This is a genomic window from Salinicoccus siamensis, from assembly GCF_055391965.1.
Genome location: NZ_AP043765.1, coordinates 888,999 through 907,352, shown reverse-complemented (window position 1 = coordinate 907,352; position 18,354 = coordinate 888,999). Strand labels below are relative to the sequence as shown.

The following is an 18,354-nucleotide window of genomic DNA, read 5'->3' as shown; positions in this document are numbered from 1 at the left end:
CGGCTTTTTTAATAATCATTTATAACGAATCATGTGATATTTTTTCTTGCCTCGTCTGATTATCGTGAATTCATCATCAAGCATATCCTCATCTTGGAGGGTGTAGTCGACGTCCTGCTTACGCGCTCCATTGATGTAGATCGCACCGTTTTTGATGTCTTCCCTTGCCTGTCGACGTGATGGTGAGACACCCGTTTCGACCAATACTTTAACTAGATTTTTGTCATCGTCCTGGTAGACTGCTGACGGTACATCTTTGAATGCGTCTTTAAGTTGGTCAGCAGACAACGCTTTAATATCTCCGCTGAATAGTGCTTCTGTTATATTTTGAGCTTCTTTCAATGCAGCATCACCGTGGAGGAAAGCTGTGATTTCCTCAGCAAGCCTTTTTTGCGCTTTTCTGAGATGTGGTTCTGACACCAATGATTCTTCAAGTGCTTCGATTTCTTCCTTCTCCATGAATGTAAAGAGTTTAATGAAGCGGATGACGTCTGCATCACTTTGATTGATCCAAAATTGGTAGAATTCATAAGGTGAAGTACGGGCTGGATCAAGCCAGATGTTACCGGATTCCGTTTTACCGAATTTTTTCCCGTCGGCCTTGGTGATGAGTGGGATGGTCATTCCCTCTGCTTCTGTTTCCCCGTACATTCTTCTCATCAGGTCCAAGCCACTTGTAATGTTACCCCACTGATCTGAACCACCAATTTGCAATTTACAGCCATATTCTTTGTTAAGGTGTCCAAAGTCGATAGCCTGAAGAATTGTGTATGTGAATTCCGTATATGAGATGCCTGTTTCCAGCCTCGTCTGGATGGAGTCTTTCGCAAGCATATAGTTTAAGCTGACATGTTTTCCGTAATCCCTAAGAAAGCTGATCAGGCTGATATTTTTAAGCCAGTCCCTGTTGTTTACAAGTACAGCGCCATTCTCATCGGAAAAATCAAAAACACGTTCCATCTGCTTTTTGATTCCTTGAACATTCTGTTCAATCTGTTCTTCCGTTTGAAGCTTTCTTTCTTCACTTTTGAATGAAGGGTCTCCAATCATGCCTGTGCCCCCGCCTATCAAGACAATTGGACGATGCCCATGGTTCTGGAAGCGCCTCATCGTCAAAAATGGGACAAGGTGTCCAATATGGAGGCTGTCGGCTGTTGGATCCGCTCCACAATAAAGGGTCACTTGTTCCTTATCCAATAATTCACTTATTTTTTCTTTGTCGGTCATCTGGTAGATGATGCCTCTGTACTCCAGATCTTCAAGCAACGCGTTCATTTTACTTCCTCCTAATTTGATATAAAATAAAAGCACCCTTACATGACGTAAGGGTGCTGGATACACGGTACCACCAAACTTTTTTACTTGAGGGACAGGGACGTCTGCCCAGACGTTCGAATGTTTATGCGCAGTGTATTCATCGGGAATGTGCACTGATTTCCACCAACCATCAGCTCTCTGGATTCCACCGATCCGACTACTTCTCTGCCAATCGAATAATATCAATTTATAGAAATGATATATTTCCCATTGCGAAAAGTCAAGGACAAAATCTATTTTCTGTATCGATATTACTGCAAATACAGCTTTTTAACATTAACTCACTTTGTTTTTTATATGTTATAATGACCGATGATAGGAGGCAAAAATGAATAAGATTAACGATTTTTTAGATTATATTAAACATCTCTTTTCAAGTGGAGAAAAGACTTCCAACAAGGAAAAGGCTGAAAGTACTACATTCAAAGAAAAATTGAGCCATACAAAAACCCGTTTCAAAAAAGCGGGTTCCCCAATAAGAATATCATTCTTCACCGCCTACGATACCATTTGGAACATTATCCTGTTTACCGTATTGGCAGTAAGCCTGATAGCCATCTTCGCCTTCAGTATCGGAGTAGGCTACTTCGCTTCTTTGGTCAATGATGAAGAGATCCAGCCGGTAGATGAGATGAAGACTGCGCTCACCGAAATGACTGAAAGTACCACCGTGGCTTTCGGCTCCGGCGAATCGCTCGGTACACTACGGGCAGACCTCATCCGCGAGCGAGTCGACTATGAAGATATCAGTCCAAATGTCATTGAAGCTCTTGTAGCGACTGAAGATGAATACTTCTACGAACATAATGGCGTGGTCCCGAAAGCATTTCTGAGGGCGACGCTTCAGGAATTGGGAGGCTCTGAATCAGGGACAGGAGGCAGTACACTCACCCAGCAGCTTGTAAAGAACCAACTGCTGACGAATGAGTCGACTTTCGACCGTAAGGCAACTGAATTGCTTCTCGCTTTCCGTGTCGAGAAAGTGCTCTCAAAAGAAGAGATCCTCGAATCCTACCTGAATGCAGTTTCTTTCGGCCGCAATGCAAACGGTCAGAATATTGCAGGGGTCCAGGCCGCTGCTGAAGGGATTTTCGGCAAAAATGCAGATGAATTGAACCTTGCTGAAGGAGCCTTCATAGCGGGGCTTCCTAAAAACCCCTACGCCTACACTCCTTTCATGCAAGGCGGTAAGGTAAAAGATGAGGAGTACCTGCAACCAGGTAAAAACAGGCAACTCTTTGTTTTGAAGCGCATGCTTCTGGAAGGTAAGATCACTCAGGAGGAACATGATGAGGCAGTCGAATATGACATCTATGATTCCTTGACGGACAGTGTGACGGTACCGAACCAGAACTATCCTTTCCTGGCAGATGAAATCGAAAGGCGCAGCGTGGACATCCTCAAGTATTACCTTGCAGAAGAAGATGGTTTGACTCGTGATGATGTCGACAGCACACCCCTGATCAACCAGGAATATACCACTAAGGCCGATTCTGCGCTCCGCAACAAGGGGTATCATATCGACACCACCATCGACAAGACAATCTATGACAAGATGCAGGAAGTCAAAGATAACGCCCAATTTTATGGTGCCCGCAGCAGCCTTGATTCGACGGATGCCACAGAAGAGACAAAGGAAGAAACTCTAGAGCATGAACTCGGTGCAATATTAAAAGATAATCAGACAGGCCGCATCCTCGGATTCATCGGTGGACGGGACCACGACCGTTCATCCATCAATCATGCAACCCAGACTTCAAGAAGTGCAGGATCGACGATGAAGCCATTGATCAACTACGGCCCGGCGCTGGATAAAGGCCTCATCACCCCGGATACTGTATTGTTGGATAAATTCTTTACTATAGAGGGTCTGAATTATAGCCCAAAAAACTATGACGCAGACAAGGAATTCGGTCTCGTTTCAGCGAAACATGCTTTAAGCAACTCCTATAACTTGAGTACATTAAGGTTGTGGGCAGAAGTCAAAAAGCACAATCCCGAAGAATATTTCGAGAAGATGAACATACCTCTGCCGGATGGCGAAACCGATAATCCTTCCCTTCCACTTGGCACCAACGACATTTCCGTTGAGAATAATGCTAACGCATTTTCAACATTCGCCAATAATGGAGAGCTAGTCGAAAGCTATATGATCGAATCCATAACGAACCCTTCGGGCGAAAAGATTTATGAGAATGAAAGCACATCAGAACAAGTGTTCAAAGATTCCACCGCTTATCTTATGACAGATATTTTGAAAGAAACGCTCCAGACAGGTTCCGCATATTATATAAAAGACTATTATAATAGTGTTAAAAACACCTATGACTGGGCAGCTAAAACCGGAACATCGAATAATTTCGTCGATTCCTGGTTTATGGGCTACAACCCGAAGGTGACCCTTGGCGTGTGGATGGGATATGACCGTAACATCCCACAAGTTGCCAATCAGGATTCCGAACAACATCTCCACATCTATAACTGGAGGAATCTTGCACAGGCACTCACAGAAATAGCACCTGATAAGATGGGCGCGTACGAGCGCTTTGAGCGTCCTGACTCAGTCAGGGAAGAAACGTTCTGTGCCCTTACCATGGAACTTGAAGATGATTGTGAGAAGAAACTCGATAAGCCGATTAAAGGACTCATCGCTGAAGACACACGTTTTGAAGATAAAAGCAGCTTGAATGACCCAGCAATCATGGATCGCATGGGAGAAGACTTCGACTCCGGTCTTAGTGCATCGGACCTGATGGGCACTGTGACACGCTCCTACGATGATATATATCGGGTCGGCGGAAGCAAATCCAAAAGTAAAAGCGACGATGAAGAAGATGATGATTAAAAGTCCATAGCGTAAAACTGCCTCCGGGGCCCCCCAGATGAAGTGAAGTATCTGGAAGGCCCGGAGGCTTTTCAATTATAATATAGAGAGAGTTATTACTAAAAAAACTCCATAAAAAGAAGGACTGATCTACCAGCCCTTCAACACAACATTTCTTTCATATCAATGGTTCCAAAGCTCACTTTCCAATGTTTTCCACATTTTCAAGTGTTAGAAAAGTCCTTTTGAATTACCCTCCGAATCTACATCCATGTTAACTGCAGAAGGCACTTTTGGAAGTCCTGGCATGGTCATGATATCCCCGGTTAGGGCTACTACGAAGCCCGCTCCTGTTTTGGCAATCACTTCTCTGACAGTAACCTTGAATCCGGTCGGACGACCGAGGAGTGAGGGATCATCGCTTAGCGAATATTGTGATTTAGCCATGCATACAGGGAAATCGCCCCAGCCATGACGATCAATTTCAGCCAACTGCTTCTTAGCCTTGTCCGTGAAGATTACACCGTCTCCCCCGTAGACTTCAGTGACGATCTTCTCTATCTTCTGGTCAATCGGCAGTTCATTTTCATATAGCTGCTTAAAGTTCTGAGGCTCATCAAGTACTTCCATCACCTGTTCTGCAAGCTCGATGCCCCCTTCTCCACCAAGTTCCCAGACTTTAGTCAAGGAGACTCTTACATCCTTGGATTTGCACCAGGATAGCACAAAATCCCTTTCTTCATCTGTATCGGTGACGAAATCATTCACTGCCACGATTGGTTCCACCCCGAATTTGCGTGCATTTTCTATATGCTTCTCGAGGTTTACGATACCCTCTTTCAATGCATCGACATTCGGTTCCCCAAGGTCACTCTTGGCCACTCCGCCATTCATCTTCAATGCACGGATAGTCGCTACCAGAACAATGGCATCCGGAGCGAATTCGCCCTTCCTGGCTTTTATGTTCATGAATTTCTCCCCACCGAGATCAGAACCGAATCCGCACTCGGTAACTACTATATCTGCAAGTTTTCTGGCAGTGTTCGTTGCTATGAGTGAGTTGCACCCATGGGCGATATTTGCGAATGGTCCGCCATGGATCAATGCCGGCGTACCTTCCATCGTCTGCACCAGATTCGGTTTGATTGCTTCTTTCAGCAGCAGTGCCAAAGCACCTTCCACTTCAAGCTGTCCTACTGTCACCGGTTCCCTGTCATAAGTATAGCCGAAAACAATTTTGGATAATTTATCTTTCAAGTCGGTCAGGTTACTTGCAAGACAGAGTACCGCCATGATTTCACTCGCTACGGTGATGTCAAAACCGTCTTCCCTTGGCACCCCTCTTGAAGGGCCTCCAAGTCCGACCACGACTTGCCGCAAGGCACGGTCATTCATATCGAGTACACGCTTCCATGTTACGCGTCTTGGATCGATGTTAAGCTTGTTTCCATGGTGTATATGGTTGTCGATGAATGCCGAAAGTGCATTATTGGCAGTAGTTATTGCATGAAGGTCTCCGTTGAAATGAAGATTTATCTCTTCCATCGGAAGTACCTGCGCGCGTCCGCCACCAGTAGCTCCACCTTTAATCCCCATAACAGGTCCAAGTGATGGTTCGCGTAATGCAACCATCACATTTTTTTCGAGCTTATTGAATGCATCCGCCAAACCTACAGTACAAGTCGATTTCCCTTCCCCTGCCGGGGTTGGATTCATTGCTGAAACAAGTACGACTTTTGAATCCTTCTCATTCCCTTCTATTTTATGTATATCAATTTTAGCTTTATATTTTCCGTACATCTCGAGAGCATCGTGGGGGATCTTTGCGTTTTCAGCTATCTCTTCGATACCTTTGATATCCACTTCTGCGGCAATTTGCTGATCAGTCAATTGTGCCATATTTACATCTCCCTCTTAATTATCATCGTGTCCTCATTACATATCCATTATGCCATAATTCACAGAAAATTGCCTCTGAAATCATCAGAGGCAATCAATGATCAATCATCATCCATTGAAGAAAGATCACCTGTAGGCAAGTCAAGCTCCCAGGCTTTCAATACACGTCTCATGATCTTACCGCTACGTGTCTTCGGCAACTTATCTTTGAATTCTATCTCTCTTGGTGCAGCGTGCGCCGCTAAACCTTCTTTGACATATTTGCGAACTTCTTCCTTCAACTCTTCTGTCGGCTCGTATCCCTCACGCACCGCAATGAATGCTTTGACGATCTCTCCCCTTACCGGATCTGGCTTGCCGATGACTCCCGCTTCCTGTACCGCCGGGTGCTCCACCAGCTTGGATTCGATTTCAAATGGCCCGACCCGCTCACCGGCAGTCATGATGACATCGTCCACACGTCCTTGGAACCAGTAGTAGCCATCTTCATCCTTATATGCAGAATCTCCTGAAACATACCAGTCACCAATGAAGTAGGATTCATACTTTGCATCGTTCTTCCATATTTTGCGCATCATTGCCGGCCAGCCACTCTTCATCGCCAAGTTACCCATGCGGTTCGCTGGCAGTTCATTGCCTTCATCGTCAATGATGGAAGCTTCGATTCCAGGTAGTGGTTTACCCATCGAGCCGCCTTTGATGTCCATGGCTGGGAAATTGACGATCATATGGGCGCCCGTCTCGGTCATCCACCATGTGTCATGTATCCTTAAGTTGAATACTTTCATGCCCCATTTGACGACTTCCGGGTTAAGCGGCTCACCTACAGAAAGCACATGGCGCAGGGAGGATAGATCGAAATCATTGATGATTTCATCTCCTGCCCCCATCAACATGCGAAATGCTGTAGGTGCACTGTACCAGACGGTGATTTTGAGGTCTTCTATAGCTCCATACCATGCTTCCGGAGAGAATCTTCCCCCTACTACAACATTTGTGGCCCCGTTCAACCATGGCGCAAAAATTCCATAGGAAGTTCCTGTTACCCAGCCTGGATCCGCTGTACACCAGTATACATCGTCTTCTTTAAGATCGAGAACATATTTGCCGGAAATATAGTGCTGGACCATTGCATACTGCACGTGCAATACACCTTTTGGCTGGCCAGTCGAACCACTTGTATAGTGGAGGATCATACCGTCTTCCTTATCAAGCCATTCAATTTCAAAGTCTTCCGAGGCATCACTGTAACTTTTATTGAAATCGATGTATTTATCTTCTACATCGTCCCCTACGACGATGATTTTTTCCAAGGAAGGCAGATCATCCACCGGAATTCTTGGAAGCAGCTCAGGTGTTGTTACAATGACTTTTGCATCACTGTTCTCAAGTCTATCCCTTACCGCCTTCTCCATGAAAGCCTCGAACAATGGACCAACGATTGCCCCAAGTTTGAGTGCCCCCAGCAGTGTGAAGTATAGCTCAGGGCTTCTTGCCATGAAGATGAACACCCTATCCCCTTTTTCAACTCCACCTTCATCTTTTAGGATGTTCGCTGCTTTGTTCGAAGTCTTCTTCATATCTTCAAACGTAAACGACGATTTCTCATCTCCATTTTTATAATGGAGCGCTACTTTATCCCCACGCCCATTCTCCACATGTTTATCGATTGCTTCATAGGCCATATTGAATTTACCTGTTTCATACCAGGAGAAGTTCTTCTCGACTTCTTTCCAATCATGATTTTTTACCGCTTCCTCATAATCCTTCAAGTTAGGATTTTGATCTGTTGCTTCATAAAGTTCCACTTCCATAATCTTAACTCCCCTTTTGTGTTTTCTCTTTTACAATTCTTATTATATAATAGAATAGTAGCACATTTCAAAATAATTAAAATAACTTTCCAGGAGGTCTTCTTTTTGCGTCACATAAAGGCATATAATAAAGAGGAATATGACACGCAAAACCAATCATTTATCATAGAAGGACCGCTGACCGAAAAAGAACTCGAGCAGTTCACATATGATGATGGTCTTGATGCATTCCGCCGTCCTGCTGAACAGTTCGATGCATTAAAAGAGATTGCAGAGCTTGAAGAAGGCATGATTATAATTGCACGCCTCAAGGATCATATCTTAGGCTATGTGACTTTCCACCATCCGGATCCCATGGAACGTTGGTCTGATGGCAACCTGCCTTATATCATGGAACTTGGGGCTGTTGAAGTCACCCTTCGCTACCGCGGTTTCGGTCTCGGCAAACAGATGCTTAAACATGCCATGAAAGACAGTTTCATGGAAAATTACATCATATTGACTACAGAATATTATTGGCATTGGGATCTCAAAAATAGTGGTCTCGATGTATATGAATATAAAAAGCTCATGATTGATTTTATGGCAAGTTCCGGTTTCGAAGTCTTTCAGACGAATGACCCCGAAATAACAGGACACCCGGCCAATACCTTGATGGCACGCATAGGTAAAAATATAACCAATGATCAGATGATGGAGTTTGACAAGCTCAGATTCAAAAACAGATTTTTTTTCTAGGAGGTTGCACATGCTAGTAGAAAGAATTATGACCAGCCCGGTTAAGACGCTTTCACCGGAGCATACTATAGAAGATGCCTTGAATATGATGAGCACATATTCATTCAGACATATTCCGATTGTCGATGGCAATGGAGGGCTTCAAGGTATAGTATCAGACCGCGATGTGAAGCTGACACTGCCTTCAGTACTGTCCGATGATGACCCTGACTTTACGTTGAAAGTCCCGATATCGAGGATCATGCGAAAAAGGGTGACCTACTGCCATCCTTTAGACTTTGTGGAAGAGATAGCCCTCGATTTCTATCATTACTCCATCGGGGCGATACCAGTACTCAGGAATGAACAGGTTGTCGGCATCATCACGCAAAAAGACATGCTGAACACTTACTTGGAACTTACGGGTATAACAGAACCCGGTTCAATCATAGAAGTGGAGATTGAAGACCGGACCGGCGTCATCTACGATATCGGTAAAGTTTTTAAGGATCTCAACATAAAGATAATCAGTATTTCCGTCTATGGAAATAAGGAAAAGGAAGGGTATAAGACAATTGTTCTCAGGGTGCAGGCGATGAATCCGAAAAAAGCCATAGATACTCTTAAAGACAAAGGGTTTTCAGTGCTTGAACCTTCTGAGATGGGCCAATGACGAAACCAATCTATATCTATGATGATTCATTGCTGAAATATCGCTTTAGTTCCACCCACCCTTTCAATCAAATGCGGGTCAAGATGACAACCGACTTGCTCACCATGTCCTCACAACTCAATGAAACTGACATTATCAAACCTCGAGATGCCACTGATGCAGAACTTGGACTGGTTCATAAGCAGGATTACATGGATGCGGTCAAACAGGCGGGGGAAGGCAGTTTGTCTCCTGAAAAAATGGAAAGTTATGGCCTGAACACAGATGACACACCAAGTTTTGAAGGAATGCATGAAAAGAGCCGTATGCTGGTCGGTGCCACATTGACTGCTGTCGATGCAGTGATGGAGGGGCGTGCCAAAAAGGCCGTGAGCCTTGCCGGGGGCCTCCATCACGGATTCAGCGGTAGAGCAAGCGGCTTTTGCATCTACAACGATTCGGCTGTCGCTATAGAGTATATGCGCCAGAAATATAATCAGCGTGTGATGTATATTGATACAGATGCCCACCACGGTGATGGTGTCCAATGGATATTCTATGACAGCAATGAAGTCATGACTTATTCGATCCACGAAACGGGACGATACCTATTTCCGGGTACTGGCAGCCTTACAGAACGTGGCACGGAAGAAGGTTTTGGATTTGCCGTCAATCTTCCAATTGATGCATTTACAGAAGATGAATCTTTCCTTGAAATCTTCAAGGAAACGTTGGAAGCTGCCATCATTAAATTTAAACCGGATATATTATTCAGCCAGAATGGTGTGGATGCACACTACCGGGATCCGATGACGCATCTTTCAGTCACTTCAAACACATTTGAGGAGATTCCGAGGTTCGTCAATGAAATGGCTGATAAGTATACGGATGGAAAATGGATTGCGGTTGGTGGTGGCGGCTATAACCTATGGCAGGTCGTACCTAGGATGTGGGCGCAGATATGGCTTGCCATGAATGGTGTGCCGCCTTTACGGGGACGTTTGCCTGAAGCATTCATCGCCAAGTATGAAGGCAAATGTCCAATTGACTTCCCAGTTCTCTGGGAGGATGATCTCAGTGATTATGATGATATCCCCAGGCGGGAAGATATCAATGAAAAAAACAGGAGCATGCTCTCACGTGCCATGCTCCATATAGAAGAGCAGTAGGGATACTGATGTATATGTAATTTCTACGTAAATTTTTCAGCTGAAATATGGTTATTCCAAATATCCATACCCATCACGATCCGATGGACATAAGAAAAATTTAGAACTTTATTTTGTCATCCACCGTCAAAAAAACGGCCTGGAAATCCTAAATTAGGATTTCCAGGCCGTTTTTCGCTTCAGGGCTTGTCTGAGTCCTTCTACTTTGTAGTGGACCGATATTCGATTTTGTATGGAAGGATGACATTCGCCTCTTCAATCGGTTCATCCTTCATGTATTTCGTCAACAACCTCATCCCGACAGCTCCGATATCGTAAAGCGGTAAAGCTATACTTGATAGGGATGGACGCGCCATATTGACCAGTCTGGTATTGCTGCAGCTGATGATTTGTACATCAGTAGGCACTTTAAACCCTTCATCCATATAAGCATGAAGAATGCCTATTGCTGTCTCATCGCTCATGGTAATGATGACATCAGATTCAACAGCACGCAATTTCTCGAATATTTCTTTTCCTGACTGATAATCTTCACCAGTCGAGAATATCAATTCATCCTTGAAATTTTCCCCTTTTTCTTTGTACGCAGCTTTAAGCCCTTCCTCAATATGTTGTTCAAGCTGCTCGGAATAGGAAGCCTTGACAAAACTGATCTGGGCGGCTCCTTCTTCAAGAAACTTCAAGGATGCTTCTTTAATTGCTTTGTGATAGTCAATATTGACTGAAGGCAGATTTTCATCCTTCTCACTTGTTCCGCAGATGACTACAGGAAGATGCGAGCGCTTGATATCATCCAAGGTTTCGTCATTCAATGCACCACCCAAAAAGACGATGCCATCCACCTGTTTGCTGATGAGGCTCAAAAAGGCATCGCGTTCCTTTTCTGGATCATTATCTGTATTGGTGATGATGACCTGATAATTATACATTTCCGCTATATCATCCAATCCTCTTGCCAAAGAGGAATAGTATAGATTGGAGATATCAGGAATGATGACGCCGACTGTTGTCGTTTTCTTGCTTGCCAGACCACGTGCTACAGCATTCGGTCGATAATCAAGACGCTCGATGACGTCTTTGACTTTCTTTCTGGTATCTGGTTTAACGTTGGGATTTCCATTTAATACCCTGGAGACTGTCGCCATCGAGACTTTGGCTTCCCGGGCAACATCATATATTGTAACCGTCATATTGCACCCCCGCGCGCTCTCTGAAAGCGCTTTTTGTATTATAATAACACGAACAACAGCAATTAGTCACTGTTATGAGATGTTTTGATGAAATTCGTCAAACTCCTCAAGTGTCATTTGCTGAGCTTGATCGCTAAGGGCATTTGCAGGATCTGGATGCACTTCAGCCATTATGCCATCCGCACCTGCTGCGAGGGCAGCATTGGCACAGTCTGCCATGATTTCCTTGACGCCTGTTGAATGCGTAACATCAACCATGACAGGAAGATGAGTCATTTGCTTAAGCAGTGGTACAGCAGAGATATCAAGGGTATTTCGTGTCATCTTTTCGTAAGTCCTTATGCCTCGCTCACATAATATGACATTGCTGTTGCCTTCTGCAAGTATATACTCGGCAGCCATCATAAATTCTTCTATTGTTGCACTCAGGCCCCTTTTCAGAAAAACTGGCTTGTCGGATCTTCCGACAGCTTTCAATAATTCGAAGTTCTGCATATTGCGCGCACCAATCTGAAAAATGTCCAAGTAAGGTTCGGCCAGTTTAACATGTTCAGGCGCTACAATCTCACTGACCACTTTCAGATTATAGGTCTTCTTGATCTGCAGTAGTATTTCCAGCCCCTCTTTACCAAGACCTTGGAATTCATAGGGAGATGTACGCGGTTTGAACGCCCCTCCCCTTAAAATATCGAAACCTTTACGTTTCATGTGTTCTGCTACTGTCGCCACCTGATCGAACGATTCTACTGCGCACGGCCCGAAAATATGTACAGGAGAACCTTCACCTATCGATACATTGCCGACTCCCACAACAGTGTCCGTGGCTTTGGTAGACCTTGACACCAACAAAGGGGGTTCCCTTTTGGCCTCGGCTGTAAGATTCAGAAGCGCCTCTATTCCTTCTCGTGAACCGAGATCGCCAGCCAACTGCTCCAACCTTTTAAAATGATCAGTCATGTTGAAGGATGCTGGTTTATCTAGCATTAATTCATGCCGTTTTTGAAAAAGTTCAAGCAATTCAATATCCGTATCCAAAATGGCTTTTTCAATATCGTTGCTTTGTTCAGTCATGTTTTCACCTCATAAAATTAACCACATGCATGTACATGTGGTTAGTGGAAGAATGCCATCATATTATTACTATTTCTTATCTCCGTCAAGTGTTTCTTCAAATTTAGATACATCAACCGTTCTTACATCGTCACGGCCAGGTTCTTGAACTTCTTCCTGAATTGCATCCTTTTGAGCTTTGACAGCAGATTCGTCAAGGGATTTAACCCTCTGCTTCTCCTCTTGCTCACCTTTTTTTGCTTTCATCTCATCTTTGGTTTCATTGACTTTATTGCTGAGCTCTTCCTTCTTCTCTTGAGCCTTATCTTTCAGGCTACCCTGCCCCTCACCAGTTTCAGTGTTCAGGCCTTCCGAGAACTTCTGGGTCTGCTCGGATATATCATCCCTAAGCGCATCGCCAGATTTTGGTGCAAGTAATAAACCGCCGACTGTCCCTACAATTAAACCGATAGCCAGGCCGACAGTAAAATCCCTGCCGGTCGATTGATGGACTTGTTCTTCATACTCTTCAACACCATGAAGGTGGCGGTCACGGTTATAGGTTTCCATATATAAACCTCCTGTTATTTACGATCTTGTTCAAGACCTGCGTTAATGCGGTCTTCATCTACATTATCGTTTTCTGTTACCGCTCGATTTACAGCAACCGGAAGATTATCCGAATCTGTTTCCGCTGTTGTAGAATATTTCGTATTAAAAGCACTGTTGCGCTTTTGTCTCATCTGCCATTTGTCGGCAACTTCCATCGCTACGTTTGACCACTGGACAACTTGCGAAATCTTATCTTCATTCTGGGAAATGTTATGTGTGATGGAGTTTGTTACTCTATCTACAGATTCATTAAGATTCCCCATGGAATTACCGATGCCTTGGACTGCATCCACTACAGAATTGAGTTTTGCAGATTTACCCTGCACATCTTCAGCAAGACGGTTCGTCTTATGAAGCAGATCTGTCGATTCCCTAGTGATGCCCTGTATCTGACCTTCTACACCATCAAGTGTTTTTGCAACATGGTCCAGATTCTTCTTCACTGAAAACAGTACTACTGCCAGTGCGATACAAAGAATCAGAAAAGCAATTGCAGCAATGCCTGCAGCAATATATAAAACTATTTGCCAATCCATTCCAACGCCTCCATATTCATTTATATTTGATTAGTCATACTTAAGATTAACCCAAAACATATGGGTGTAAACATGTTTCATCTCTATTATGATAATAACTCTGTAAATCTCTTCTCATATTTCTGTATATCTCCTGCACCCATGAATATTATTACGGCTTCTCTGTGCATATTCAATTTCCCGATATCTTCTTCATCGAGGAGTTCAGCCCCCGGTATGAGCGCCACAAGATCCTGACTTGATAGGCTGCCGGCGTCTTCACGTGCAGAACCAAAGATATCCACTATATAGGACTTATCGGAGCTGGATAATACTTCTGCAAATTCCTTAAGGAATTTTTCAGTTCTTGTAAATGTATGCGGTTGGAACACCGTAACGATTTCCCTGCCGCTATACTTTTTTCTCGCCGTTTCCAAAGTCGCCCTGATTTCACGGGGGTGGTGTGCATAATCATCCACTATCACCATTCCGTCTTGGTAGGTTTCACTGAAGCGTCTCTTAACCCCTCCAAAAGTGGTGAATGCTTCTTTAATATTGGCCATGTTCAAGTCTTCTAAGTAACTGATGGCTATGACAGCCAAAGCGTTTAAAACATTATGGTCTCCGTGGAGGGGAATAAGGAAGTTGTCCAGGAATTCGCCTTTAAAATAGACATCGAAAAACGTGCCATTGCTGTTTGACTCTATATTACCGGCATAGAAGTCGTACTCTTGCCCTATCCCATAGAAGTAGACCGGCACCTGGTAGTCGATCTGCTGTGCATAATGGTCTCCACCATATGCAATGACTGCTTTTTTCACCTGGGAAGCCATATCGGAAAATGCATCTATAACATCATCCAAGTCTGTGAAGTAGTCGGGATGATCGAAATCGATGTTCGTTATAATTGCGTAATCCGGATGGTAGCTCAGGAAATGGCGTTTATATTCACATGATTCAAAAGCGAAATATTCACTGCTCTCAAGCCCGAAGCCTGTCCCGTCCCCTATCAGGAATGTAGTATCCACATCCCCATTCATGACATGGCTGAGAAGTCCCGTGGTCGATGTTTTACCGTGGGCCCCCGTGACTGCTATCGATGTAAAATGATTCATGAATTCGGATAAAAATTTATGGTATCTGATGACTGGATACCCAAGTTCACGAGCTTTTTTTATTTCTTCATGCTCATCATTGAATGCATTGCCGGCAATATATGTCACACCTTCGACGATGTTGTCGGCACTAAAAGGCAATATTAAGATGCCTTTATCTCTAAGTTGGTATTCTGTAAACACTTCTTTTTCTATATCGGATCCTTGGACCTGGTGCCCAATATCATGAAGAACTTGTGCTAAGGCACTCATGCCCGCTCCTTTGATTCCTATAAAATGATATTTTTCCATGAGACCACCACACTTTCATAAAATTGATTCATTTTCTCATTTCCTTGATGTGGGAAAATATCCTCTGCTTGATTTCCGGGGTCAAAATACCTGCGTTGACTCGTACAGGCTGATTGGAAATTGGGATTTGAACCAGCATATCGTTTCCTTCTGCAAGTTCATTACTACCGTCAATCACCTTCGACTTTTCATCCCTAAATGACAGACGCGTCTGCATCTGTTGAAGCAGCTCGAATCGGATTCCGACGTCGCTTCTCGAATGGTTCAAGATCAAGTGCATGCCAAGCGGCTTGCCTTTTTTAAGCAGTTGGACGATTGCCCGTATCGCTTCAGGATTATTGTACTCGAACAAATCAGATAAATCATCAATCACCACTGCTATTACACTTTTTTTCGCATCATTGCTGACCCTTTGGTTATAGCTGCTCAAGTTTCGCACATTCGCTCTTCTGAACTGGTTATGCCTGTTATTCAATTCATTGAGGACATCTTCCAGTACCGTATTGTCCCCGATTGGCTTTTGTGCGCTGAACATGTGGGGCAAATCCTTGTAGGCATCATAATGCGTCTTATCAGAAGCCACATGAATCCGAAGTTCATCGGGGCTATGGTTCATCAGTAGGGAGACGAGTATATTGTCGATGACTGATGAGGTCTCTGTGTCATTTCCACCGTAGAGCAGGATATGTCCGGCTTTTGGCAGGAGGAAGCTGAAAATTTGATCGTCGACAGTTTTGCCCATGACAAACTTATAATCATTTTTACGAAGTTTAAGGCTGCTGGATGTAAAGAGGGTGGCAAAGGAAATGGGATAAGGTTCAGGAAGCATGAACTCTATCCCGATATTCGATGTGCCTGTAATCGGTGCTATAATCTTCATATCATCAAATGGCAAATATGGCAGTAGATGTTCTTTTAGCTTACCGACTACATTAAGCCTGAAATTCCGGTCCAACGATAGTTCATAGCGGGCGGTTACACCATTTGTCTTGACATCACGCAGACGGGTCGGCACGCCGATGGCTTGGAACGCTGAAACGATGACATCCCCAAGGCCTTCATCCCTCAACTCATACTGGGCATCCTGCTGCTGTCCCAGAATTTCGAGCGGCGGCAAGGTGTTTTTTGGTCCACTGCGCTTTACAGAGCGGTTAGGCGCGCTTTGCGATTTCTTTTTGTCATAGGGCGTCATGATGACATTAAAAGGAGTTGATGCTTTGCCCGTGTTTTGTTCATCAGACCCGTTTCCATCGTTTTCTCCAGCTGAGCTGTAGGTCAGCTTTCCAGAAGCAGTTCGCATTCCCTTCTTTTGTAGCGGACCCTGATATTGGTTATTCCGGTTCTTCGCCTTCTTTTTTTGGCGTCGCGCGCGTTCTTCGCGCTGGCGTTTCAATTCCTCGACAAGCGGAGACACATAGCCTCCATCTTTTTTTTCTTTTGCCTCGGATTCTTCTTTCTGATCTTTCGCGACATCTTTTTTTGTTCCATGTATCGCAGAAGGCACTTCACGGGCTTTACTTATCGTGAACTTCGATGGCCGGCGTTTCCTGGAATTATGCTCATCCAACAGAATCTTCTGTTGCTGTTGTCTGATCAGATCTTTTGAAGGTTCGTCAAAATCATCTGACCTGCTTTCGTTATCCTTCACCCCGTCGTCTAGATCCAGCGGAAATCTGAATTTTTCGCCGCTTGGATTCCTGTCGTCTTCGAAATCACGACTGAATCGTCTTCTCCTTCTTCCTCTATCCACTCTCATCACCCTTATTTAACTTCAAATGGTTGTGATACTTCATAGCTGTCGTCCAACACATAAATCCCTTTGACACCATCATCCTCGAGGTTGAGTTCTTTCTTCGAACAGATCATCCCCGACGATTCTACACCCCTTAATTTAGAAGGCTTGATATACATCCCGTCAGGCATCACTGCGCCGACTTTAGCGACCACTACAAGTTGGTCTTCATCTACGTTGGGTGCCCCGCACACTATCTGCAGCGTTTCATCACCGACGTCCACTTGACATACATTCAATTTATCGGCATCCGGATGAGCTGATTTCTGCATCACTTTTCCGACTACGAATTTTGGTGATAGATCTGGTTGGATTGTTTCCAGTCCCTTCTTCTCAAGCAGGCTATTGATTTCCTGAACAATTTTTTCATCGGGCTCTATGTTGACCTCATCAGGCATGGTGATATGTTTTGAAGCATTGAATATATTCAATCCTATGATCCTGTCCCCATTTTTAATGATTGTAACATCATCATGATGCTCATAGATTGGATCATCCGTTTTTTCAAAGGTAACAAGCAGTACATCACCGACGTGTTTTCTGTTATATGTCAATTTCATTCTTCTCTACCTCTTTTGTTGTTCTGTTGTTTCCCAAGTATAAAGACCGGCTGCAGTTTGTCGCCATCATAGGAGAACGACAGCGACGTGATCGGTGTCAACCCTTCGGCGAAATACTGCATCATCATTTGTGCCATCACATCATAGCCTACATTATTTTTGACATCCGCGATTATAAGGACGTCCTGATGCGGTAGGCCAACCATCATTTCACCTTCCATGCTGTGGTACATTTCTCCGAGGAAGTCTTCATTCAGGATTCTGGTGGCATCATAGCCATCATTGTGGTTGATGAAATAGAAATCATTTTCCTGGATTGTATCCTTCTTGTAACTGATGGACAATTTCTCCAGGTTTTTCCAGGCGAGTTTCTTTAAAGCTGCTTTATCGATACCCAAAGAGTTAAGCAGTTCTTCATCAATCAGACGGTAGCTTTTCTCAAAGTCGAGGGCATAATAGATGTTTGTTTCATTTGTGTGGTCATCCGTTATGAAAGGTACCCCACTTTTAGTTTCTTTATGGAAACTCGTTGACCTTACAACAGGATAGATGGCATTCTCATCGAGTGTCAATTCGCCTTCTTTCATGCGCTCGAGCGTTTCATCGATATAATACACCACTTCATCGACGAATTTATCATCTTTCTTTGCTTTGTCTATGGCTTTTGATAATGCGATATCCAATCCTTTACCATTATCAATGCGTTCCACCCTCAGCATTTCCTCTTCGCGATCAAATGCTGTCTTAAAATCATCACGCTTTTCCTTCAATTTCTCGGTGATTCTGTCTCTAAGCTGAAAAATATTCATAAAATAACCTCCGCATCTGATTCTAATC

At 44.0% G+C, this 18,354-nt stretch carries 15 protein-coding genes; 4 read left to right on the top strand and 11 right to left on the bottom strand.

Going from position 1 to position 18,354, the window contains the following annotated elements:
- Window positions 1-15: 15 nt before the first annotated feature.
- Window positions 16-1,275 carry a tyrosine--tRNA ligase gene (gene tyrS, locus ACZ5LF_RS04745; protein ID WP_380569333.1) on the bottom strand — a complete coding sequence of 420 codons (1,260 nt, stop codon included), beginning with the start codon at window positions 1,273-1,275 and terminating at the stop codon, window positions 16-18.
- 370 nt (window positions 1,276-1,645) lie between these two features.
- On the opposite strand from tyrS, the gene ACZ5LF_RS04740 reads away from it, so the two are divergent.
- Window positions 1,646-4,162 carry a transglycosylase domain-containing protein gene (locus tag ACZ5LF_RS04740; protein ID WP_380569332.1) on the top strand — a complete coding sequence of 839 codons (2,517 nt, stop codon included), beginning with the start codon at window positions 1,646-1,648 and terminating at the stop codon, window positions 4,160-4,162.
- 210 nt (window positions 4,163-4,372) lie between these two features.
- Here the strand turns inward: ACZ5LF_RS04740 and ACZ5LF_RS04735 are convergent, their stop codons facing one another.
- Window positions 4,373-6,040, bottom strand: coding sequence for a formate--tetrahydrofolate ligase (locus ACZ5LF_RS04735; RefSeq protein ID WP_380569331.1), 1,668 nt, complete (start codon window positions 6,038-6,040; stop codon window positions 4,373-4,375).
- Between the two features lie 101 nt (window positions 6,041-6,141).
- Window positions 6,142-7,854, bottom strand: coding sequence for an acetate--CoA ligase (gene acsA / locus ACZ5LF_RS04730; protein ID WP_380569330.1), 1,713 nt, complete (start codon window positions 7,852-7,854; stop codon window positions 6,142-6,144).
- 105 nt (window positions 7,855-7,959) lie between these two features.
- On the opposite strand from acsA, the gene ACZ5LF_RS04725 reads away from it, so the two are divergent.
- Genes ACZ5LF_RS04725 through ACZ5LF_RS04715 form a run of 3 tightly spaced genes read left to right on the top strand, consistent with a single transcriptional unit; the run spans window position 7,960 to window position 10,392 of the window.
- The gene (locus ACZ5LF_RS04725; RefSeq protein ID WP_380569329.1) at window positions 7,960-8,592 is read left to right on the top strand and encodes a GNAT family N-acetyltransferase; all 633 of its coding nucleotides are present in this window, start codon (window positions 7,960-7,962) and stop codon (window positions 8,590-8,592) included.
- Between the two features lie 10 nt (window positions 8,593-8,602).
- Window positions 8,603-9,244: a CBS and ACT domain-containing protein gene (locus tag ACZ5LF_RS04720; RefSeq protein ID WP_380569328.1), complete on the top strand. Its 642-nt coding sequence runs from the start codon at window positions 8,603-8,605 to the stop codon at window positions 9,242-9,244.
- A complete protein-coding gene (locus tag ACZ5LF_RS04715) occupies window positions 9,241-10,392 on the top strand; it encodes an acetoin utilization protein AcuC (protein WP_380569327.1) in 1,152 nt (383 codons plus the stop codon). The genes ACZ5LF_RS04720 and ACZ5LF_RS04715 overlap by 4 nt, the downstream gene beginning before the upstream one ends.
- Window positions 10,393-10,592: 200 nt before the next feature.
- Here ACZ5LF_RS04715 and ccpA read toward each other — a convergent pair whose 3' ends face one another.
- The 8 genes from ccpA to ACZ5LF_RS04675 form a co-directional block, all read right to left on the bottom strand.
- Complete coding sequence (gene ccpA, locus ACZ5LF_RS04710) at window positions 10,593-11,582, bottom strand: catabolite control protein A (protein WP_380569326.1); 990 nt, start codon at window positions 11,580-11,582, stop codon at window positions 10,593-10,595.
- Between the two features lie 72 nt (window positions 11,583-11,654).
- Window positions 11,655-12,653 carry a bifunctional 3-deoxy-7-phosphoheptulonate synthase/chorismate mutase gene (locus ACZ5LF_RS04705; protein ID WP_380569325.1) on the bottom strand — a complete coding sequence of 333 codons (999 nt, stop codon included), beginning with the start codon at window positions 12,651-12,653 and terminating at the stop codon, window positions 11,655-11,657.
- A gap of 69 nt (window positions 12,654-12,722) precedes the next feature.
- Window positions 12,723-13,202: a YtxH domain-containing protein gene (locus ACZ5LF_RS04700; RefSeq protein WP_380569324.1), complete on the bottom strand. Its 480-nt coding sequence runs from the start codon at window positions 13,200-13,202 to the stop codon at window positions 12,723-12,725.
- A gap of 14 nt (window positions 13,203-13,216) precedes the next feature.
- Entirely contained in the window at window positions 13,217-13,780 is a 564-nt protein-coding gene (locus tag ACZ5LF_RS04695) for a DUF948 domain-containing protein (protein ID WP_380569323.1), read from the bottom strand.
- Window positions 13,781-13,866: 86 nt separating this feature from the next.
- Window positions 13,867-15,165 carry a UDP-N-acetylmuramate--L-alanine ligase gene (murC, locus tag ACZ5LF_RS04690; RefSeq protein WP_380569322.1) on the bottom strand — a complete coding sequence of 433 codons (1,299 nt, stop codon included), beginning with the start codon at window positions 15,163-15,165 and terminating at the stop codon, window positions 13,867-13,869.
- Window positions 15,166-15,193: 28 nt separating this feature from the next.
- Entirely contained in the window at window positions 15,194-16,915 is a 1,722-nt protein-coding gene (locus ACZ5LF_RS04685; RefSeq protein WP_380569321.1) for a DNA translocase FtsK, read from the bottom strand.
- 11 nt (window positions 16,916-16,926) lie between these two features.
- Window positions 16,927-17,517 (bottom strand): YtpR family tRNA-binding protein, encoded by a 591-nt coding sequence (gene ytpR / locus ACZ5LF_RS04680; RefSeq protein ID WP_380569320.1) that lies wholly within the window; start codon window positions 17,515-17,517, stop codon window positions 16,927-16,929.
- Complete coding sequence (locus tag ACZ5LF_RS04675) at window positions 17,514-18,326, bottom strand: DUF1444 domain-containing protein (protein WP_380569319.1); 813 nt, start codon at window positions 18,324-18,326, stop codon at window positions 17,514-17,516. Before ACZ5LF_RS04675 ends, ytpR begins: the two co-directional genes overlap by 4 nt.
- Window positions 18,327-18,354: the final 28 nt, after the last annotated feature.